At 40.9% G+C, this 19,435-nt stretch carries 20 protein-coding genes; 2 read left to right on the top strand and 18 right to left on the bottom strand.

Features of this window, described 5'->3' with window-relative positions; translation table 11 throughout:
- Window positions 1-209: 209 nt before the first annotated feature.
- From F4W09_RS16245 to rpe, 7 genes are all read right to left on the bottom strand, one after another.
- On the bottom strand, window positions 210-692 hold the full coding sequence (locus F4W09_RS16245) for a methylated-DNA--[protein]-cysteine S-methyltransferase (RefSeq protein ID WP_044740828.1): 483 nt from the start codon (window positions 690-692) through the stop codon (window positions 210-212).
- 46 nt (window positions 693-738) lie between these two features.
- Window positions 739-1,056, bottom strand: a complete 318-nt coding sequence (locus F4W09_RS16250; RefSeq protein ID WP_016167297.1) for a DMT family transporter — start codon at window positions 1,054-1,056, stop codon at window positions 739-741.
- Window positions 1,057-1,308: 252 nt separating this feature from the next.
- A complete protein-coding gene (locus tag F4W09_RS16255) occupies window positions 1,309-2,316 on the bottom strand; it encodes a copper resistance protein B (protein WP_151505399.1) in 1,008 nt (335 codons plus the stop codon).
- On the bottom strand, window positions 2,303-2,638 hold the full coding sequence (locus F4W09_RS16260) for a hypothetical protein (protein ID WP_151505400.1): 336 nt from the start codon (window positions 2,636-2,638) through the stop codon (window positions 2,303-2,305). Before F4W09_RS16260 ends, F4W09_RS16255 begins: the two co-directional genes overlap by 14 nt.
- Complete coding sequence (locus tag F4W09_RS16265) at window positions 2,625-4,424, bottom strand: copper resistance system multicopper oxidase (RefSeq protein ID WP_472755570.1); 1,800 nt, start codon at window positions 4,422-4,424, stop codon at window positions 2,625-2,627. Before F4W09_RS16265 ends, F4W09_RS16260 begins: the two co-directional genes overlap by 14 nt.
- 154 nt (window positions 4,425-4,578) lie before the next feature.
- Window positions 4,579-5,058 (bottom strand): hypothetical protein, encoded by a 480-nt coding sequence (locus tag F4W09_RS16270; RefSeq protein WP_215899327.1) that lies wholly within the window; start codon window positions 5,056-5,058, stop codon window positions 4,579-4,581.
- A 386-nt stretch (window positions 5,059-5,444) separates the two neighbouring features.
- Window positions 5,445-6,131, bottom strand: coding sequence for a ribulose-phosphate 3-epimerase (gene rpe, locus F4W09_RS16275; RefSeq protein ID WP_151505402.1), 687 nt, complete (start codon window positions 6,129-6,131; stop codon window positions 5,445-5,447).
- A gap of 157 nt (window positions 6,132-6,288) precedes the next feature.
- On the opposite strand from rpe, the gene F4W09_RS16280 reads away from it, so the two are divergent.
- Window positions 6,289-6,564 (top strand): DUF2218 domain-containing protein, encoded by a 276-nt coding sequence (locus tag F4W09_RS16280; protein ID WP_151505403.1) that lies wholly within the window; start codon window positions 6,289-6,291, stop codon window positions 6,562-6,564.
- A gap of 24 nt (window positions 6,565-6,588) precedes the next feature.
- Here F4W09_RS16280 and fghA read toward each other — a convergent pair whose 3' ends face one another.
- The 7 genes from fghA to F4W09_RS16315 form a co-directional block, all read right to left on the bottom strand.
- Complete coding sequence (fghA, locus tag F4W09_RS16285; RefSeq protein ID WP_151505404.1) at window positions 6,589-7,425, bottom strand: S-formylglutathione hydrolase; 837 nt, start codon at window positions 7,423-7,425, stop codon at window positions 6,589-6,591.
- Window positions 7,426-7,439: 14 nt separating this feature from the next.
- Window positions 7,440-8,849, bottom strand: a complete 1,410-nt coding sequence (locus F4W09_RS16290) for a C13 family peptidase (protein WP_026441181.1) — start codon at window positions 8,847-8,849, stop codon at window positions 7,440-7,442.
- A gap of 117 nt (window positions 8,850-8,966) precedes the next feature.
- Entirely contained in the window at window positions 8,967-9,779 is an 813-nt protein-coding gene (locus F4W09_RS16295) for a class I SAM-dependent methyltransferase (protein WP_171492453.1), read from the bottom strand.
- On the bottom strand, window positions 9,779-10,600 hold the full coding sequence (locus tag F4W09_RS16300) for an undecaprenyl-diphosphate phosphatase (RefSeq protein WP_016167307.1): 822 nt from the start codon (window positions 10,598-10,600) through the stop codon (window positions 9,779-9,781). Before F4W09_RS16300 ends, F4W09_RS16295 begins: the two co-directional genes overlap by 1 nt.
- A gap of 8 nt (window positions 10,601-10,608) precedes the next feature.
- Window positions 10,609-11,277 (bottom strand): tRNA (adenosine(37)-N6)-threonylcarbamoyltransferase complex dimerization subunit type 1 TsaB, encoded by a 669-nt coding sequence (gene tsaB, locus F4W09_RS16305; RefSeq protein WP_151505406.1) that lies wholly within the window; start codon window positions 11,275-11,277, stop codon window positions 10,609-10,611.
- Window positions 11,278-11,409: 132 nt separating this feature from the next.
- Window positions 11,410-11,940 (bottom strand): gamma carbonic anhydrase family protein, encoded by a 531-nt coding sequence (locus F4W09_RS16310; protein ID WP_151505407.1) that lies wholly within the window; start codon window positions 11,938-11,940, stop codon window positions 11,410-11,412.
- A 2-nt stretch (window positions 11,941-11,942) separates the two neighbouring features.
- On the bottom strand, window positions 11,943-12,572 hold the full coding sequence (locus F4W09_RS16315; RefSeq protein ID WP_044740837.1) for an NUDIX hydrolase: 630 nt from the start codon (window positions 12,570-12,572) through the stop codon (window positions 11,943-11,945).
- Window positions 12,573-12,694: 122 nt separating this feature from the next.
- On the opposite strand from F4W09_RS16315, the gene F4W09_RS16320 reads away from it, so the two are divergent.
- Window positions 12,695-13,243 (top strand): NUDIX hydrolase, encoded by a 549-nt coding sequence (locus F4W09_RS16320; protein WP_016167311.1) that lies wholly within the window; start codon window positions 12,695-12,697, stop codon window positions 13,241-13,243.
- Between the two features lie 72 nt (window positions 13,244-13,315).
- Here F4W09_RS16320 and filF read toward each other — a convergent pair whose 3' ends face one another.
- From filF to filC, 4 genes are read right to left on the bottom strand one after another with little or no spacing between them, the layout of a single operon-like run.
- A complete protein-coding gene (gene filF, locus F4W09_RS16325; RefSeq protein ID WP_151505408.1) occupies window positions 13,316-15,244 on the bottom strand; it encodes a putative pilus system protein FilF in 1,929 nt (642 codons plus the stop codon).
- 22 nt (window positions 15,245-15,266) lie between these two features.
- On the bottom strand, window positions 15,267-16,664 hold the full coding sequence (gene filE / locus F4W09_RS16330; RefSeq protein WP_151505409.1) for a putative pilus assembly protein FilE: 1,398 nt from the start codon (window positions 16,662-16,664) through the stop codon (window positions 15,267-15,269).
- The gene (gene filD, locus F4W09_RS16335) at window positions 16,658-18,322 is read right to left on the bottom strand and encodes a putative pilus system OmpP1/FadL family transporter FilD (protein ID WP_104441485.1); all 1,665 of its coding nucleotides are present in this window, start codon (window positions 18,320-18,322) and stop codon (window positions 16,658-16,660) included. Before filD ends, filE begins: the two co-directional genes overlap by 7 nt.
- Window positions 18,323-18,334: 12 nt before the next feature.
- Window positions 18,335-19,429 (bottom strand): putative pilus system protein FilC, encoded by a 1,095-nt coding sequence (gene filC / locus F4W09_RS16340; RefSeq protein WP_016167315.1) that lies wholly within the window; start codon window positions 19,427-19,429, stop codon window positions 18,335-18,337.
- Between the last annotated feature and the right edge of the window lie 6 nt (window positions 19,430-19,435).

Here is a 19,435-nt window from a genome sequence, read left to right on the forward strand (position 1 = left end):
AGTAGTGTATAACGATCTTGATCTAAATAAAGTTTGACATGAGCTACAACCGCAAACTCCCCCATTTTCCCTTTTAAATAAGGTTTAAATGCTTTGATAAAGCCTATAACGATAAACAGCAATAATATCCACCAAAATGTGGACAATAGCGGTGCGAAAATCTGTGCAATCATTTTGACTAGTTATTTTCAAGAATTAAGTCATCAAGTTTATTGAAGTTGTTCTATTTTTAAAAGAATCTCTTTATTGCTCAACCCACCTGCAAAACCCACCAATTTACCGCTTGAACCAATCACCCGATGGCACGGCGCAATAATGGAAATTGGATTTTTACCATTGGCTGCTCCCACGGCACGTACCGCTTTGGGATTGCCCAATTGTTCTGCAATGTCTTTATAACTGCGGGTTTCACCAAAGGGAATATTCAACAAAGCTTGCCAAACCTGCTTTTGAAATTCTGTTCCTTCAAAATCTAAAGGCAAATCAAACTGCTGACGTGTGCCTGCAAAATATTGCATGAGCTGCTGTTGTGTTTGCAGCAAGATTGGATGATCGGGCTGTTCGACCAATTCGGCCAATCGCACGCGTTTAGGATTTTCATTTTCCCAGAGTACCGCAACCAGCGCGGTATCATGCGCAACTAATTTTAACTGTCCAACAGGAGAAGCCATATACATAAATGCAAGTTTCATTGTCTGCGTCTGCTCCTGCGATATTGAGAAATAAAAATAAGACTGATTATGAAGATGAAAGCTTCATTAATACAAGCCCTGAAATAATTAAGATGGCGGCAAGCATCCGCATAGCTGTCGCAGGCTCACCTAAAATAAAAATACCCACCAAAAAGGAACCGATTGCACCAATTCCCGTCCAAATCGTATATGCCGTACCCAAGGGTAAAGTGCGCATCGCATATGCCAATAATGCAAAGCTTAAGATCATAAAAATGAGGGTGATAATACTCGGACCTATTCGGGTAAAGCCTTCTGACAGCTTCATGGAATATGCCCACACTATTTCAAAAATACCCGCAAAAATAAGTACAATCCAAGCCATGACGACCTCCAAATTTAAATCAAAAATCAGGTCGTCCTGAGGAATTTTCTTGGTGCATCTTTAAAGTTTAAGCACCAAGGGAGGTCGTTCCTCCTTATAATTACGCTCAATTATACTCAATACTGCGCTTTTATGGTGCGAAACTACAATGCAATAACATTAAATACACCTATAAAAAATAAGGCTTTAAAACCGAAGTTTTAAAGCCTTATGAATTTATTAAACTGAATAAAATGTGAGTAAACTCAGATCTTAGAACTTGAAACGAATGCCTGCACCATAAAGCCAGCCTTTTTCAGAGCCACTCTCGGCCTGCCAAGGTGTAGCATCGTTACCTTTTGAATATTCATACGCAATGTCGATATAAGGCATCACCCTTTTATTCATTTCATAACGCGTTTCCAAACCTGCTGTGACACCACTCAAGCCTGTTTTTTTGGCATATTTAGAATCATCACTAAACACAAGTTCTACATCTAAATAGGGTTTAAAAATCAGCTTTTGTGTCAGCAACAAATCTCGCTCTGTTTCGAGACTAAAGCCTGAATAATGATCTTCACCTGCATATAAATAGGCATCTGTTTCAAAGAAATACGGCGCCAAACCATGTAAACCAATTACGGCATCCCATTTTTCTTCCGTATCTTTACGATGCTGATCTAACTCGACTTTTTCGACACGGTAACGTGTACCCATTTGCACATCCCAAAAGTCTGAAATCATTCGGCTATAAAGTGCCTTCACCTCATATTCGGCCGCATGTGATTCCTGCTTATCTAAGTGTGCTTTAATAAAAAGTTTATTTTCATCAGTACCAATGCGGGTTTCAAACTCAGATTTTAAAGTGCCTGTCCCCCCTTCATCAACCAACCATTTATTATCAAAAGTATTGACCATATAAACCTGTGCACCGTGTTCTGCCCGATGATCATGTACTTGATGATCGGTTTCAGATGACAAAGATTCAGCTTGAATTTGTTGATGATGTGAATGCTCAGTTAATTGCGACGCTTGTACTGGTTTGACCGAATCAGGAACGGAAGTCATATTAGAAGATGCCATCGGTTGCATACTGGAATGATGCATATTCGGCATCTCATGCATCATTTCAGAATGATCCATCTCAGCTTGCTGAACCTGTGATTCGCTTTGCTGTTGATGCACGGTATGGTCTTGCTGTGCTTGCGCTAAAGTCAATTGACTCAGCAACAACAAAGAACCTGCCAGAACAGTCTGTGGAAATAAATTAATGCTGCGCATGTTGATCTCCCTGCTGTTCAGTGTTGGCTTGTTTCTTTTGAGTATCACGAGATTGTTTTTGTGCAGAGGGTTCTTTTGAACTAACGGGCATTGTCATCTGCTGTATATTGGCATGATCCATATGCTGCATCTGGTGCTGCATTTTAGAGTGATCCATATGCTGCATCTGGTGCTGCATTTTAGAGTGATCCGTCTGATGATCTTCTGATTCAGTCATGGACTGATCTGCAGTATGTACCTGTTGTTCCTGTGCAAAAGCCACTTGACTCAATAATAATGAACTAAGGAGAACCATTTTCGGTAATAAATTAATGATGTGCATGTTGCTCTCCTTGTTGTTCTGTACTTGAGTTTTCGGCTTTAGATTGGCTCACTTTGGATATCGGTGTGGTCGATACTTTCCCATCTGTCACATTGGCAACAATCAATTTATTCATCATGCCTGCACCCATGTGATACAGCAAATGACAGTGAATCGCCCATTCACCGAGTTCATCCGCAGTGAGCAATGCCGTCACAGTTTTTGCAGGTGGAACCACAATGGTATGTTTATTTGGCATATCAACTGCTGCTTGCCCATTTTCTAATTGCATAAACATGCCATGTAAATGCATCGGGTGCGCCATCATGCTGTCATTAATAAATTTAATGCGAATACGTTCGCCATACTTCACTTTCAAAGGCTCAGCATCACTAAACTTTTTCCCGTTGATGGTCCATATATAGCGTTCCATGGTGCCGCCTAAACGAATCACCAGTTCACTACTGGCTTCACGGGTATCTGGTTGTGGGGTTAATGATTTTAAATCACTATATTGCAAGGCCTTATCACCTGCGGGCGTAGAAGCATTTGCCCAACCTTCAACCACAGTATTCTTCAGAGTCGATGTCATCTGTTGATGCTGTGAATGATCCGTACCCTGCATCTCAGCATGATTCATCATTGAGTGATCCATGTCTTGCATTTCTGCATGATTCATTTTCGAGTGATCCATACCTTGCATTTCTGCGTGGTTCATCGTTGAATGATCCATGTCTTGCATTTCTGCTTGGTTCATCTTCGAATGATCCATACCTTGCATCTCTGCATGATTCATCGTTGAATGATCCATACTAGAAGATTGATCACCACTGCCATGTCCCATATCTGCCATATTCAACAAGGCACGCGGTCGAGCTTGTGGCATCTGTATAGCTGGCTTCACAGGAGCTAGTTCATTCTGCAAAGTGGCAATGGCAAAACCAGAACGATCAATAGATTCAGCTTCAATCTGATAATTCGCTTGTTTTGGCTCAACAATCACATCGTAGGTTTCCGCCGTTCCAATCCGAAATTCATCGACATTCACTGGCTGTACAGGTTGACCATCCGCACTGACAACTGTCATTTTTAAATTTGGAATCCGCACATCAAAAAAAGACATGGCTGAAGCATTAATGAAGCGTAAACGGACTTTTTCATTCGGCTTAAACAGCCCAGTCCAGTTTTGTTCAGGCGTTTTACCATTGACCAAAAAGGTATAACCCGTCACATCGGAAAGATCTGTTTTCAGCATCCTCATCTGGTTCCACATGGAACGGTCAGACCATGTAGCTTTGAGTCCATCACGCTGAACTTGCTGCCAAACACTACGCAAAGTTTCACGTTGGTTCTGATAATATTCAGCGGAGATTTTTAAGTTCTTTTGGATTTGATCGCTTTTCTGTTCATGAAAATCTGACAACATGACCACATAATCACGTTCAGCTTTTTCATGTGCTGCTAAGGGCTGTTTATTTTTCGGATAAATGACTAAAGCACCATATAAACCGTCTTGTTCCTGCCCTTTAGAATGAGCGTGATACCAATAAGTCCCATTTTGGCGAACCTTAAAACGGTACACAAAATCTTCATTAGGTTTAATGCCTTTAAACCCATTAAAACCAGGCACACCATCCATCAAACCTGGCAACAATAAACCATGCCAATGTAAAGATGAATCCTGATTTTTTAAATTGTTATGTACGTGAATAACCGCATCGTCACCTTCTTCAAATTCAAGCAAGGGTGCGGGGAACTGACCATTCACGGTAATACGTTTTAGTGGCTTGCCTGTTACATTGACCATCCCTTCATCAATGGTCAAATGATATTCCTTGACTGCGGCAAAGGTCCATGATGATGAAAATACACATAGCCCAATCAAGAGGCTTTGACGAAATAAAATAGACATGACTTAACCTTTATTCGAAATTAATAAAAATTCTGCTTTCTGAATAAAGTTAAGTTTTGGGAGGGCGTAAAATTTCTTGCCAATAACCAATTAAATGCTGAGCCGTATAACGGCTATGTAGATTGGTTAATGTCTCTGCATGAAAATATTGCAGTGGATCAGTAACAGCCGTATCAAGCCAGACGCTTAAGGTCTGGCAATGTAATTGAGCACAATCAGCACATTGTTTCACTTGAATTGTGCTACTTAAATGGCTTTCACAATCACTGTTCTTCTGTATATCTGAATGTAGTGCATGTTGTTGATGTAGTTTAACTGAATCTGCGCTATGACAATCAGGCTGTTTCTTTTGCACAGTTTGGTGTTGGCTATGTAGAAGTTCGGCATTCACCATACTCTGTTGCTGCAACTGCTGTTGTAACATTTGGGCGTGCATTGGCATTGCTGATGCATAGACAAGACTACTCCACCCCATGGCAAAAACCATGAAGCACACAAACCAAGACTGTCTGCGGAGATTCGTCAACACCTTAATCATCCTAGATTGAGAGATAGAAGGTCATTACGGCAAAATGCATCTATACAGCATACCCAACAAATCAGTTAGACACAATTTTTTCTCATTTTTCGCTCATGCTTCATCTTGCGTTGATAAAAAAATTTACTCATATTTATTATTTTTTAATCTGTATAACTTTTAAGCTTAGCTGAATAAAGCAGCTATTTTTTCAAACCGTGATTACAATAAAAAAGAGCACGAATGTGCTCTTTTTATACATATAAAGTCTAATCGATAAACACTTGATGCAAAATTGTTTATTGTTTAAACGAGATATCCATATAGTTATCTACATAGATATCTACAAGCTTACCCACAAAGTTATCCACAACCTGCACAAATTTTAGTTCTAAGCGTTAAACTGTGACTGAACCTACTTTCGAAAGTTCATCACGCATTTCATCAATCACAGCTTTATAATCAGGTTTGCCAAAAATAGCTGAACCCGCAACGAACATATCTGCACCCGCTTCTGCAATTTCACGAATGTTGGCTGGGCCAACACCACCGTCAACTTCTAAACGAATTTCACGACCTGAAGCATCAATAATCTTGCGTGCCTGACGTAATTTTTCCAAGGTCATTGGAATAAATTTTTGTCCGCCAAAACCAGGGTTAACACTCATCAATAGAATTTGATCGACTTTATCTAATACATAATCCAAATAATGTAATGGTGTTGCAGGGTTAAAGACTAGACCTGCTTTCGCACCACCCGCTTTAATCAACTGTAAAGAACGATCAATATGATCTGTGGCTTCTGGATGGAAGGTAATAATATCCGCACCAGCTTCCAAGAAGTCGCCAATCATACGATCCACTGGAGACACCATTAAATGCACATCGATTGGAGCTTTAATGCCATAGTTTTTTAATGCCTTACATACCCCTGCACCAAAAGTAAGATTCGGTACATAATGATTATCCATTACATCAAAATGCACCACGTCAGCACCTGCCTCTAATACTTTTTCAACATCTTCACCTAGACGTGCAAAATCAGCAGATAAAATTGAAGGTGCGATTAAATAAGGCTTAGACATGGATCAACCTGAGAGTTCATGAATTTAATGCCGATATTATAGCAAACTGCGACCAAGGTCTGTGACATTTCATTTTTGCAACGTTGCGTTGCAATGGACTACTATTCAAGCGCAGCAAATTTGTTATGGTAAAGCTCCAACATTATGGTCGAAAAAAATGAAAAGTAGCAGTCAAATTGCCACATTAGAATCTGCCCGTATCGCTAAGCGCTTATATAATCACTGGAAACATAAATTTGAAGTGAAAGAATCTGAGCAACAATTTGAGATTATTATGCCTGAAGCTCAGGTTAGCCTTATCCCGCACACAGAATATTTAGCGGTTGAAATTACTGCATCCGTAGACAAAATGGATCACTTGGAAAAAGTGGTACTGGATCATTTAAGCCGTATGGCACAGCAAGAATTTAAAGCAGAATGGCAGCGGAGTTAAACTCCGCCCGTTTGGAAAAGTTAGTTAAGATTCAAGTTGGACGGCATGGAATTGAAGATGATCATCCATAAAACTTTGAATAAAATAATAACCATGATCATAGCCCGCATGTTCACGCAGGGTCAAAGTTTGCCCGACTTGCACACAGACTTGTTGGAATAATGCAGGATTCAACTGGCTATAAAATTGATCATCCAAACCTTGGTCAATCAAAATTTCATTAAATAAAGCGCCTTTTTCACCCACTAACGCGACGGCATCATGCTGCGTCCAGAGTGCTTGGTCATTACCTAAATAAGTAGAAAATGCTTTTTCTCCCCAAGGACATTGAGTCGGTGCACAGATAGGTGCAAATGCTGACACTGATTTAAATTTATCAGGATATTTAAATGCTAAAGTTAATGCACCGTGCCCACCCATCGAATGACCAAAAATACCAACACGGTTTTGCTGAACTGGGAATTGTTGCAACACTAATTCATAAAGCTCATGAACAATAAAGCTTTCCATTTGATAATGTTCAGCCCACGGCGCCTGCGTTGCATTGATATAAAAACCTGCACCTTGACCAATATCCCAATGATCACCTTGTGCGACGTAATCACCACGCGGTGAAGTGTCAGGCATAATCAGAATCAAACCTAATTGTGCTGCCATACCTTGAGCATGCGCTTTAATGGCAAAAGTTTCTTCAGTACAAGTTAAACCAGCAAGATAAAATAAGGCAGGACAAGCCTCTCCCTCTAATGCTTGTGGAGGTAAATATACGGCAAAACGGCTATCGCCTTTTAGGGTTTGGGAATTAAAACGATAAATGCGTTGCTCACCATCAAAACAGCGATTTTTTTGTAATAATTCCATCTCGGGTTCCTTTTTTAAGGTGTATGCGCAACCGCTTGCGCTTGAACTGGCGGTGTCGTTGTTGTCGGTGGGAACAGACGTTGCTCTAATTGCGGCAGCATCAATTCCATATTTTTACCAATCGACCATTGTGGTTCAGAAGGATCAAAGCCCTGAGCAGTTTCCCATTGCGCCACAGTATCTTTGGCTTGAGCAAAAGCATCTTTAATCGAATGCTGTTCACGCATAGCCTGATCAAAGAAAGCTCGACCGAAATAAGTATAATCCGCTTCATTCGAACAACCAAATGAAGCTCTGTCAGCTGCGGAAGCCGTAATAATCAAGGTATTATCATTCTGTAATGCCGAGACAAAACTGCCTGAATAACAGGCTGAAATCACAATGACGCGCCAACGAATGCCCGAACGGTCTAGGGCATCTCTTAACCATTTTGGATCGACTTGTGCCAAATCGAGTGGCGCATTTTCCATTTCAAATTCATTCTGTAAACCATGCGAAGTCATATAAAGGAAAAGCACATCACTTTCACGGTTCATCTGCTGTCCAATACGCTTTAATGACAGTTCCATACTGGTTCGTGAAGCAATTGGAATTTCAGTCCGTGTCGCAGGATTGTTCACCAAAATCATGGAACGACCAAAGGTCCCAAAACGTGTATCGAATTGTTCACGAATGCGTTTTACCTCAGACATAAAGACGTCTTGGTAACTGGCGCCTGCCACCCCTAGGAAGTACCAATGTGACTGAGCAAATTCACCATATTCAATCGCTTGCAGGTTTTTATTCAGTAACCGACTTTGTGCGTAAAAGGCATCTTCTGCAAAAGTTGGCGGGACATCTTCAACTTTCCAAATCGGTTGGCTCTTCACTGACATCTGCCACACCACCAAAGTAAATAGTGTTGCCAACATAATCAGCGCACGTTCCCACCATGGCCATTTTAATTCACGGGCGAACACCCAAACCACCGCCAGACTTTGCCAGACAAACAGCACCATAAAAATGGTCGGCAAATAATCATAAAAAGCATAAGGCAGGATATCAATCATGCCCAAATATTGGATAAAACTTTGTAGCAGTGCGATATGGGTATCTAAAACCAACCACAATAAAGCGGGAACCAACATTAAACGTGGATTATTTACCCGCTGGGATAAAAAAATACCAACAATCAGTGCAATGAAAGGCCATAGCGCATAACTGACCAAACCTTGCGAGTTAAACTCACCGACTTCGCCCGCACTGAGCCAACTAAATAAGGTATTGGCACAACCGCCTAAGATCCCCCAGAAAATCAATTGTAAAATTGAAGGATGGACAATTTGTAATGCACGTCGTGAACCCAAAAACAGCCACAATCCCGCCATTTGGTTGCTTTTAAAATCGTGCCAAAAATTAATGGAGGGCTTAAAATCAATCTTCATAAGGTTTTCAGGTGGCTAGTGCTACTCGCTTTATTGCATAGCTAGTTTATGCTTGATCGGTTTTTTATCAATATTATTTTTAACTATATAACAAATCTTTGCCCAATATTGAAACAATTATCCTAAGGTCTGATGATCAAGCTGAAAGTAAGCATCAAAACGGCAAGCATCCCCCTGCCATTGCGTATCGGGTTGCTGGTCATTCAAAAATACCGCCAAACGAGGACGCTTGACCACCACACGTTTTGCAATCTGTTGAGCCAGAGGCAACAGTTGATCCCCCAAATCCATTTCACCATGCTCTGGCAGCAGTAAATGTAACAGTTGCATCTGCTTTTTGACCTGAGCTTGCTTTTTAATGGCTTGTTGATTTTGATCACGCTGTGGGAACATTGGATCTAAATACACCACATCACTGTGCTGCTGTTGCTTTGCACATTGCTTTAAATAATCTGCTGAATCTGAAAAAACCAAATCAATCCGTGCTGCGATCGGGGCAAGATAAGAATCGGTCAATGCTTGCTGTCGCGTATCTTCTAGTAGGGTAAATAAAATCGGGTGGCGTTCTACCAAAGTAACCGTTGCACCTAGTGCCGCCAACAATAAACTGTCATGTCCTAAGCCCGCAGTCGCATCAATTAAACGTGGTTTTTCTGCCAACTGACAAGCACGGGCAATCATTTCTGATTTTAGCGATGCACGTTTTAAACGTGGAATTTCCGCCTGCCAATCGGGCTGCATTTTCATGCCATTGGCACATAACCAAAGCCCCTGCTCATCTACGCACAATGCCAATTCAGGATTTAAACGTAAAAAACGCGCATTCAATTTTTCAATTGATTCGACCTGAATCTCAACACTACGGGATGCAAGCACAGCCGCATAGTGCTGTGCCTGAACTTGAAACTGAGGTTCTGTAAATAAATGCATTACCAAGTGACCCAACCTGTCCACCAAGTTGCCAAAATAAATAAACCAAAGCCAATACGGTAATACGCAAATGCAGTAAAGTCGTGTTTAGACACATAACGAATCAAGGCGCGGATGACGATAAGTGCAGAGATAAATGCCACAATAATTCCGACAGCCAGAACAGCCATATCATTACTGTGCAAATCAGCTCGCATTTTATACATATCTAGTAAGCCTGCACCCATTAAAACGGGAATGCCGAGGAAGAAAGAGAATTCCGCTGCTGCTTTACGTGATACGCCTAAAAATAAAGAGCCAATAATGGTTGAACCTGAACGTGATGTGCCTGGAAATAGCGCTAAACATTGAATTAAACCAATCAAAGTCGCTTGTTTATAAGTTAAATCATCAACTTCCTGAGTTTGAATGCTGTGTGGACGGCGTTCAGCCCATAAAATAATGAAACCACCGACAATTAAGGCTATCGCAACGGTAATCGCATTAAATAAATAAGCTTTAATAACATCGCCAAAGGTTAAACCCACAATCACAATCGGTATAGAGGCAATAATTAAGTTAATGCTTAAACGGCGACCTTGTTCTTGACCTTTTAGACCACCAATTAAAGCACCCCAAAGTTTACCCCAGTATTCATAAATTACGGCTGCAATCGCACCAATCTGTACGGCAACCGCAAACATATCTCTTTTTTCAATCGACCAGAAATCTAAAAGTTGACCTGCTAAAATTAAGTGCCCTGTACTTGAAATTGGTAGAAATTCAGTAATCCCTTCTACCAAGCCCATTATGGCCGCTTTAAATAATAATAAAAGATCCATATCTAACCTTAAGTTGCTTTAATTTGTTCTGGAATTTTTTTCCACGCATTATCACGTAAATACACTGGAAGGGCTTCTTCTGCCTTGACCCATTGTGCTTTGAGCGCCGCTGCACGTGCAATTTGAGCAATATCTTGTGCCGTTGCGACCACATCTTTAAATTCTAAAGCATCAGGCTGAATTAAAGCTGAACCTGAACCCACCAAGGTAAATTGAGTGATGCTGGCAGCCTGTTGATAGGCTAATAATTGTTCTTCATCAACCGCCTGCATAATGCCTTGATCGTTTAGTTGAAAACTCGCGATATATACTTCATTCATACGTGCATCAAGTACTGCGGTCACAGCCGTCAAACCGTGCAGACGATAAGCAGCTTGCGCTAAAGCTTGTAAAGTTGATACAGGAATTACAGGCAAATCATGTGACCAAGCGAGTGCTTGTGTAACAGCGGCGTTAATGCGCACACCACTGAATGAACCTGGACCACGACTAAAAGCAATCACCGTTAAATCTTCTGTCGTTACACCTAATTGAGCATAGCCCAGCTCAATCATTGGTAAAATGGTTTGCGTTTGAGCCTTTGCACGCGTATCTAATTGGAAAAACAGCTCTTGATTTTCATCTACGATAGAAACAGAACATTGTTCATTGGCTGTTTCTAATGCCAGCAATTTCATGCTCAACCTTGCTTCAACTTTATCTTAAAAAACGAGGGCTATCATACTCTACTCAATTCTTGGACGCGAGAATTTCCCTATTTAGATACAAAAAAACCAAGCATCGGCTTGGTTTAAAAATCAACGCTTTTGTTAGAACTCAAAAACTTCCAGTTGGGTAAATTTCTTATAATGTTCAGCATAATGCAATGCACTGAGTTTTAACTTCGCTTCAACATTAGCATCCAGTGTCTTCACCACTTTACCAGGTGACCCCATCACCAATGAATTATCTGGAATCACTTTACCTTCTGGAATCAAGGCATTTGCTCCAATAATGCAATTTTTCCCAATTACTGCATTGTTCAAAATCACCGCGTTAATGCCAATTAAAGAATTATCGCCCACCGTACAGCCATGTAACATGGCTTGATGTCCAATAGTGACGTAATTTCCAATGTGCATTGGAATACCCGCATCGGTATGCAAGACCGCATTTTCCTGTACATTGGTAAAATCGCCCAAGTGAATACGACTGTTATCTGCGCGAATCACTGCCCCAAACCAAACACTGACCTGTTGTCCCAATTCAACTTGACCAATTACAGTTGCGTTGTCCGCCACCCAACCATCAAAAGGAACATGCGTGGCTTTGGGTGCATGTCCGGCAAATTTGTACATCATGTTCAATTACGTCCTTTGGTTTTGAGTAATGCCTGCTGGGCATAGAATAATGGCGAATTTAATAAAAAAGGCCATTCTTTTTGATAATTCAATCCATACTGAAACAGTGAAATGAGCATCCTTGCCGTGAGCCCCCAGACAATTTCATCTTCAACCCGCATACTGGGAAAATACAAAGACTGTTGTGCATAACGGACTTCATGTGGCGTTGGCGGTGCTTCCATCAAATTTTGTAGAGAAGCAAAAAATATTCGATCAATTTCTGAAGGCTGAGCTATCAGTTCAACCTGAGGGGGAATAAGCCCAACAATCGGTTTGACCAACATACCATTACGGGCTTTTTGCATAGGTAAATCCCCAAGCAAGCGCACATCAAACGGGTTTAAAGCCGTTTCTTCTTGCGCTTCTCTTAGCGCGACCACAATATTACTGGTGTCTTGCGGGTCTCTTTTACCCCCAGGAAAAGAAACTTCTCCTGCGTGATTAGATAAATACACCGAACGGCGGGTTAAAAGCACTTTTGGGTCAGCTTCATCAGTAATCGCAATTAACACGGCAGCTTCAGCTTCTCGCTTACGGGTCGAAAATCTTAAATGCTGTTGTAATATATGTGTTAATGAACGATTATCCATATCACTCACCTCTATTCTTCTTCATTTCATCATAGCTGAATTTTGATCGGATTGGAGAGAATAGATGTCAAACTTGTTTTTTTCAGTTATGCTGAGTGGCAACTTTATCATTGACGATGAATATGAACTTCTGCGGAAATTGTGGACATAAAACGACTGAAAAAATTCCACTTGGCGATCATCAATTACGTCGCGTTTGTACAGAATGTGGTCATATTCATTATGTAAATCCCAAAGTCATTTGTGGTGCTTTAGCACTCTGGGACAATAAAGTCTTGCTTTGCCGCCGTGCCATTGAACCACGTTATGGTTTGTGGACCTTACCCGCAGGTTACATGGAACTCTTTGAAACCATGGAACAGGGTGCTGCACGTGAAACTCGTGAAGAAGCACAAGCAGAAGTCGAAATTGAGCAACTTTACTGCATGTACAATATTCCGCGTATCGGGCAAATTTATGTGTTGTTTAAAGCCCAACTGGTCGATGGAACTTTTGGTGCAGGTGAAGAAAGTATTGAATGTCGCCTGTTTGAAGAACATGAAATTCCATGGACAGAATTAGCATTCCCAAGTGTAGAACAAACACTTAAGCACTATTTTGCCGATCGAAAAACCAATCAGTTTATTACACATTTAGAAACCTTAGGTACACGCTTAGACCATACTGGCTAAACCAGCTTAATGCATTGATAAAAACAAAAGCCGATTCGTTTGAATCGGCTTTTTTATTCAGAATCTCGAGATTTAGCTTTTGGCTTTAACGCTATAGCAAGGCGCCAAACTCATTTCTAAAGTTCCGCCACTTAATTTCGCTAAAGCGGTGTCATCCGTCGTTTCATCGGTATTATTGGCATTATATACTTTTTGAAAACTGGCATAACTGTTCGCCCATTTGACTACACCACCAGCAGAGTCGGTAAAGGTGATACGCCCTGTACTTCCCGTCGATGCATTTAATAAATTCTGTAAGTGAACTAAAGCACCACCCACCACGATTTTTTCACCTGTGGCAGATATTTGAATAGTTGAGTTCACGCCAATCAAAGCACCATTGACTGACTTTAATGCTTCATCGCCTAAAATCATACGAATAGAAATGGCACGATCATCAATAAATGCACGTGATGTTGTGCCTAAGCGATATTGCTGCACACCATTACTGTCTTTCAGATTACTACTCACTGTTGTATCACAGCTTCCTGTACTCATATCAGTATCGGTCGCAGCAGGCTTCATATTGGTTCGTATGTCGCCTTTCTCATCAATCACAATACCTAATTTTAGACTTGGTACACTGGTATCGGTGAATTTGAACGTTAAATCTGCATACAATGGGAAAATGTAATTTTCACCAGTTGAGACATTATTACTCGATTTAAATACTTGTTTATCTAAATAGGTAATTGGATAAACTTTAAAAAGATCTAAGGAACCTTTAAACGTATCTGAGATACCATAACGCTGTTGCCATTGTCCGAGGTCTTTCAAGTCCTCAGCAGTGACCGTAGTTTTTTGTGTCAGTAGTTTGTAGAATTTTTCCTTACCCGCAATCATATAATCGTTATACAGCTTCCCTTGATTGATAATCAGATCATCAGAATTCGGGTCATCCACACTAATATAATAATTTTGATCAATGCGTTTATTCAGCGGGTTAATCCAATGATTTTGTGGCAATGCCGTCATACGGGTGGGTTTATAGCTCCGGAGTAATTCGGCATTTACTCCGGCTATCGAAGTCAGTCCTGATTTTGCCAAACCTCTCCATTGCAAACCGCTGCCGAAGGTATAGCCTTGACGGTCCGTCAACAACATAAAATGCCCAAACAAATGTTTAGTGGTCGTGTCATTCGCAGCACAAACGTCTTTATTACAACCAGTTAAACCATCCGACCCTGTTAAACTACTAATCACACTGCCAGATGTCGAGAATAGAGAAAATTCAGGCTGATATACCGCTGCATTGCTAATATTCAATAATTGACTGACCACTGCAAAAGCTTCTGCATCTGAAATGACTGAGACATCCAACCACGGTTTAATGATGGCGGCGTACTCTCCATTCACCATCTGTTGTGCGGTTACAGAACTGGTAATTTTATCTAAACTTTCACGGATCGAATCATTCATATACAGCGCTTGAATATCCGTTTTCGTGTTTATACTTTTTTGCTGTAAAGCCAATGCTTGAATAATTTTAACCAAGTTCATGGCTGTTTTGACTGTAGCATCACTTGGATCGAGTACAGTCGCATCACGGTTAGTCATCCCTTTAGCAATATCTAATACCGTCAAACGCGGAATTTGATCGGTACTGACCAAGGCAATATTACTGATTGGGAAAGACCCTAAAGCAATCCGTTTATCCGCTTTACCCAATAAGAACACATTGACTTTATCACTATAATTACAAGTGCCTGTGGCAACGCCATTCTTCAAATCCATTAAAGTCACAAAGGTATTTTGCGTATCACTACTACAGGAAAAATTTAAACCATCAAAAGGATAATCCAGTGCGAACTGAATACAATTGCTCGCACCCGCAGTACAACTGCCATTCACCGTGCTGTTATTATTTTTCTCTGGAATAATATTGGCACTTTCCCCACCACAAGCCGTTAGTCCTGACATTAACGTTGAAAGTGCGATGGTTAATAAATATTTATTTTTCATTCCTATTACTCTATTTTTCTAACTAACGAACCGCGGTCAGTTTGATTTGTCCTTGATTGCTTAATGCTTGCTCTTCAACATCCACTGCTGAAAGTAAAGGGGTCATAAAAATATATCGAGTTTGTGCAGGTAGCTGTAACATGCCGTCTATCACAGCATGGCGATATTTGTTTTCGGCACGGTCCTGATTTTTAAAACCAGTCACGCCTTCAATGACACAACCAGACTCATCCAGAAAAGCCACAAAAGGCCAGTAATAACTCGGTTGATTTTGACTTGAGGCATAAGAACTGAGTTGCACATTTTTAATGCCCGTCTGCACTTCCACCACTTCATAATCAAAATGGTCCTTTAACGGTTGGTGAGGCCATAAATTGACGTCTTGCTGAGCTTTGAGTAATTTTGCTTTTTGTATTTTTTTATCGCGATAACAGCTTTGCCCCAAACTCTGTACCACTTGATCTTTTGCAATGGGATAATACTGGGTCGATAAAGTAATCACTGAGTTTTCAACTGGATTATTCTTCTTAAATAATCGGTCAAGTACACCTTGATTCACCCCTTTTTCACGTTCAACCACTTGCAAACGAGGTGGACCTAATTCTTTATCCATCACACCTTCAGGCATGACATAAAAGCGTTTTTTATTTTCTAAATTAAATTCTTTCCCTTCTAAATATTCATTTTTCACATAACGATCCCCATTGATGTCTAAAAATCCATCTTGCAAGGGTTCGGAAGACATCGAACTGGTTTCTTGTTTGCTTTTTAATTGTGTGGCTTTTTCAATGGCCACATTGGTTTCAATTTTATGAAGTGCTCGCTCAACCTGTGCAGAAGTTGCTTTCTGAGTTACAGCGGATTGAACAAATTCCACAGGCGGTGTTTGAGGCGTGGTAATTTGCTGACTGAGCTGCTCATTCACTTGTTTTGGAATTTCAGTAGATTTTGCTGTTACAGCGACTTGTGGCTCAACATCGTTTATTATTTTTGCATGATCTGTTGATGGAATAGATTTACTTTTATCAACTATTTCTGACTGTACTACGACAGGATTTTTTTGCACTTCAGCAAGTTGAGGTTTAGTTTTTACTTGAGATTCAACTTTTTCAACGGCAACAGTTGGTGGTACAACAACTTGTACTTTTGGCATCGGTTGAACCACCTGAACAGACGGTACATCCTTTACTTTCATTTTTTCTCGTTCTGTTTTTTGCTTTGATGGAAGCTCAACCTGAGATTGAGCTTCCACTTTTTGGGTTTCAGCAGGCACACGTGGAATCACCATTGGACGACCATCTGGCCCAATGATGGTATAAAACTCACCCGCATTTACAGACAGTGCCATCATCCCACATAAAACCCAAGTCGATGATGACACCCACGTAAACCGCTTAGCTTTATTGTTTTGTCTTACCATTTTGTACGATAACTCAAGCCTAAAATAGTGATATTGGTTTCGGTTTTTACGTTTAAGCCCGCGTATGGGTTGAGTAAAATATTATTCACCCCAGTTTGGTTCGATAAAGTACTGGTATTGGCAGGAATACTGTCTTTACTGCGTAAATAACCAATGGATAAATCTAAGTCTGTATCGGCATCGAAGCGATAACCCACACCCAAACCAAATAATTGCGCATTATTAATAGGCACCATGGTATTTCGTTTGTCATCAGGGATGGCGCTGGTTCTTGGTTCATATCCAGCACGCAACTTCAAACGATCAGTTGCCGAATATTCAATCCCGATGCCATAGTTCCAAGGTGAATCAAACTTCAAAGGCAATGACAAACTGTTGTCAGTAATCTCTGGCGAAAGGAGTTTGGCAATTTTTAATGCCGAGATAGAACGGTCAAACTCAAATTTGAACTTGTCCCATGCGCGATAATCTGTCCAGCCCACATCCACATTGACTTGTAAATCGGGCAGAAGCATATATTTGATCCCTGCCTGAATATGCTGTGGATATTCAAAATCCATCGACACTAGACCTGATTCAGTCGCAGGAATACTTTGCGGAAAGCCTAAAATTGCCGCAAGAATCTGCCCTGTAGGCGAAGACATCAAACCATTGATTAATTCACGTGGCGCTTTTGAGTTATCAATCGTGTATTTCCCCTTCAAACGCATTTTTGAAGCACTTTGATACACCATACCAAAGCTAAATTCGTCGGTGGGTTCCCACATCACCCCAAGGTTAAAACTCGGACTCAATGATTGCTCCATCGCGACTTCCATCCGACCAAAACGGCCAAATGGATTCATTCCTTCTTGAGCATTACAAATCCCGAGTAATAAAATATCGGTAATCACATCCGAGTTGTCTTTAAATGGGGTACAAACCACCTCATCAATCATGCGTAACATCCCAATCATTTCATTCGGGAAACGCAAATCTGTTTTTAAGGCAAAAGCTTGATAAGACATGCCCACAGATGCACCAATGGAAAGTTCATCATTGACTTCATAGGCGATCGATGGTGACAAATAGGTAAAGCGCTCCAATGCCACCTGTTGTCCCATAAAGTTACTTGGATTGCCATTTTCTGCACCAAATCCAGCCACTAAGGGTGCATAAAATGCTGTGGCAAAAGTGGTTTTCGAACCAGGCGGTTTATATGCTGCACCCGCTGTTGGTGCAAGCATAGGCATACCTTCACCTAAATCGACGACTTTCTTTAAAAAAGGCACATACAGGCTGATATATTCTACATCGCCATTTACAGAGCCTTTGTAATCTGTACAGATGTCTGAAGCCACTTCAGGACCATCATTACACACCAAAGGGTCATCTGAATAACCAAAAACGTTATAGCCTTCAGGTACTGAATACTGACGTTTGATATTAAAGTCTGCCAGAATCCCCTGTACATCGGTTTGCAAACCTTCAATTTTCGTCAATGCCGCAGGGTTATAATGTACCGCACTTACCCCTGGAGGATCGGCTGTGACCGCATTCCCCATCGCAAGTGATCGAATATCTACTGACAAATTTTGCCCGAGTTGAGCAAAAGCCATACTTGAACAGCCCGATAAAACTATCGCTGAAACTAACGGGCTAAGTCGTACCTTGTACATGCGACTGCCCTCTTAGCTGATTTTTTTACCGAAACCTGCAATATCTAATGGGAAGGACAAACCTAAAGAGACATCGGGTGCATCTTCAGTTAAGCCAATGCCTAAGGTGCCATTCACAATGGTTTCTGGTGACACACGTACGCCCAATGAAATCGCAAAGGTTGAACTGGTCTGATCGGCTGGTGAGTAACTTTCACCCGAGGTATATGTAAATTCTGCACCCGTATTGAAACTCTGCTGGTATGACATCGTCATAGACACATCATAGTTAAATGAATAGGCGAAACCGAATGAAAAACCTCCGCTAATACCAGGATCAAATTCTTCAATGACTCGCGGACCACGACGCTGATCTAAACCTGACTCTTTGAAACCATAGTTCGCTGATACAGAAGCAAAAAGTACTACAGGATCAATATACTTACGTGTACTGGCACCTACACCTGCTGAATAATAACCTTTACCAGTAGCTAAGTCGGAAGTTGGATTAATTTCATAAGGACTATCGCCTGTTTTGGTCGAGATGTTTCCAAATAAAATTAAAGGTAAACGTCCAGTTTTAAGCGGGAACGGTTCCCAACGTGTACCTAAAGAGATATCCCCTAAGCCTGCGGTAGAGGTATCTTTTAAATTATCCGTCTTTGCAACGAGAGGTAATGAAGCCGTGAAAGTTAAATTATCGAGTATCCCGTACTGTACAGTAAAAGTATTGGTCAAGGTGTGGCTGGCATTTTCCTGTACGCGTAATTGATACAGACTACCTTGTGCCATTTCTAAATCTAATTGGGTATCGCGATAATAGGTATAATCCACATCATAAAATGCAGAAATATCCCCTTTTTTAATTAAAGAATATTGACGCTCATTTGAAGTAAATACTTCTTCAAGATTGGTCTGTTTAGTCGCATCACCTTCTTGTTGTTGCAAGGCACTCGAAGCTTGTTGTGGTGGTGTAGTATTGGTTTCTACACTTGATGCAACTGCTGTTTCTTGAGCTCCAACGGTTGTTCCCTGTGTTTCAGCTGTCGTATCGGCTGCATAAGCAGTCCCCATCAAAATTTGAATACTCAGCACCAATAAAGTTTTATTCATCCATTGATTTTTCATTTCCGT

It is taken from the genome of Acinetobacter tandoii, assembly GCF_008867985.1.
GTDB classification, from domain to species: domain Bacteria; phylum Pseudomonadota; class Gammaproteobacteria; order Pseudomonadales; family Moraxellaceae; genus Acinetobacter; species Acinetobacter tandoii.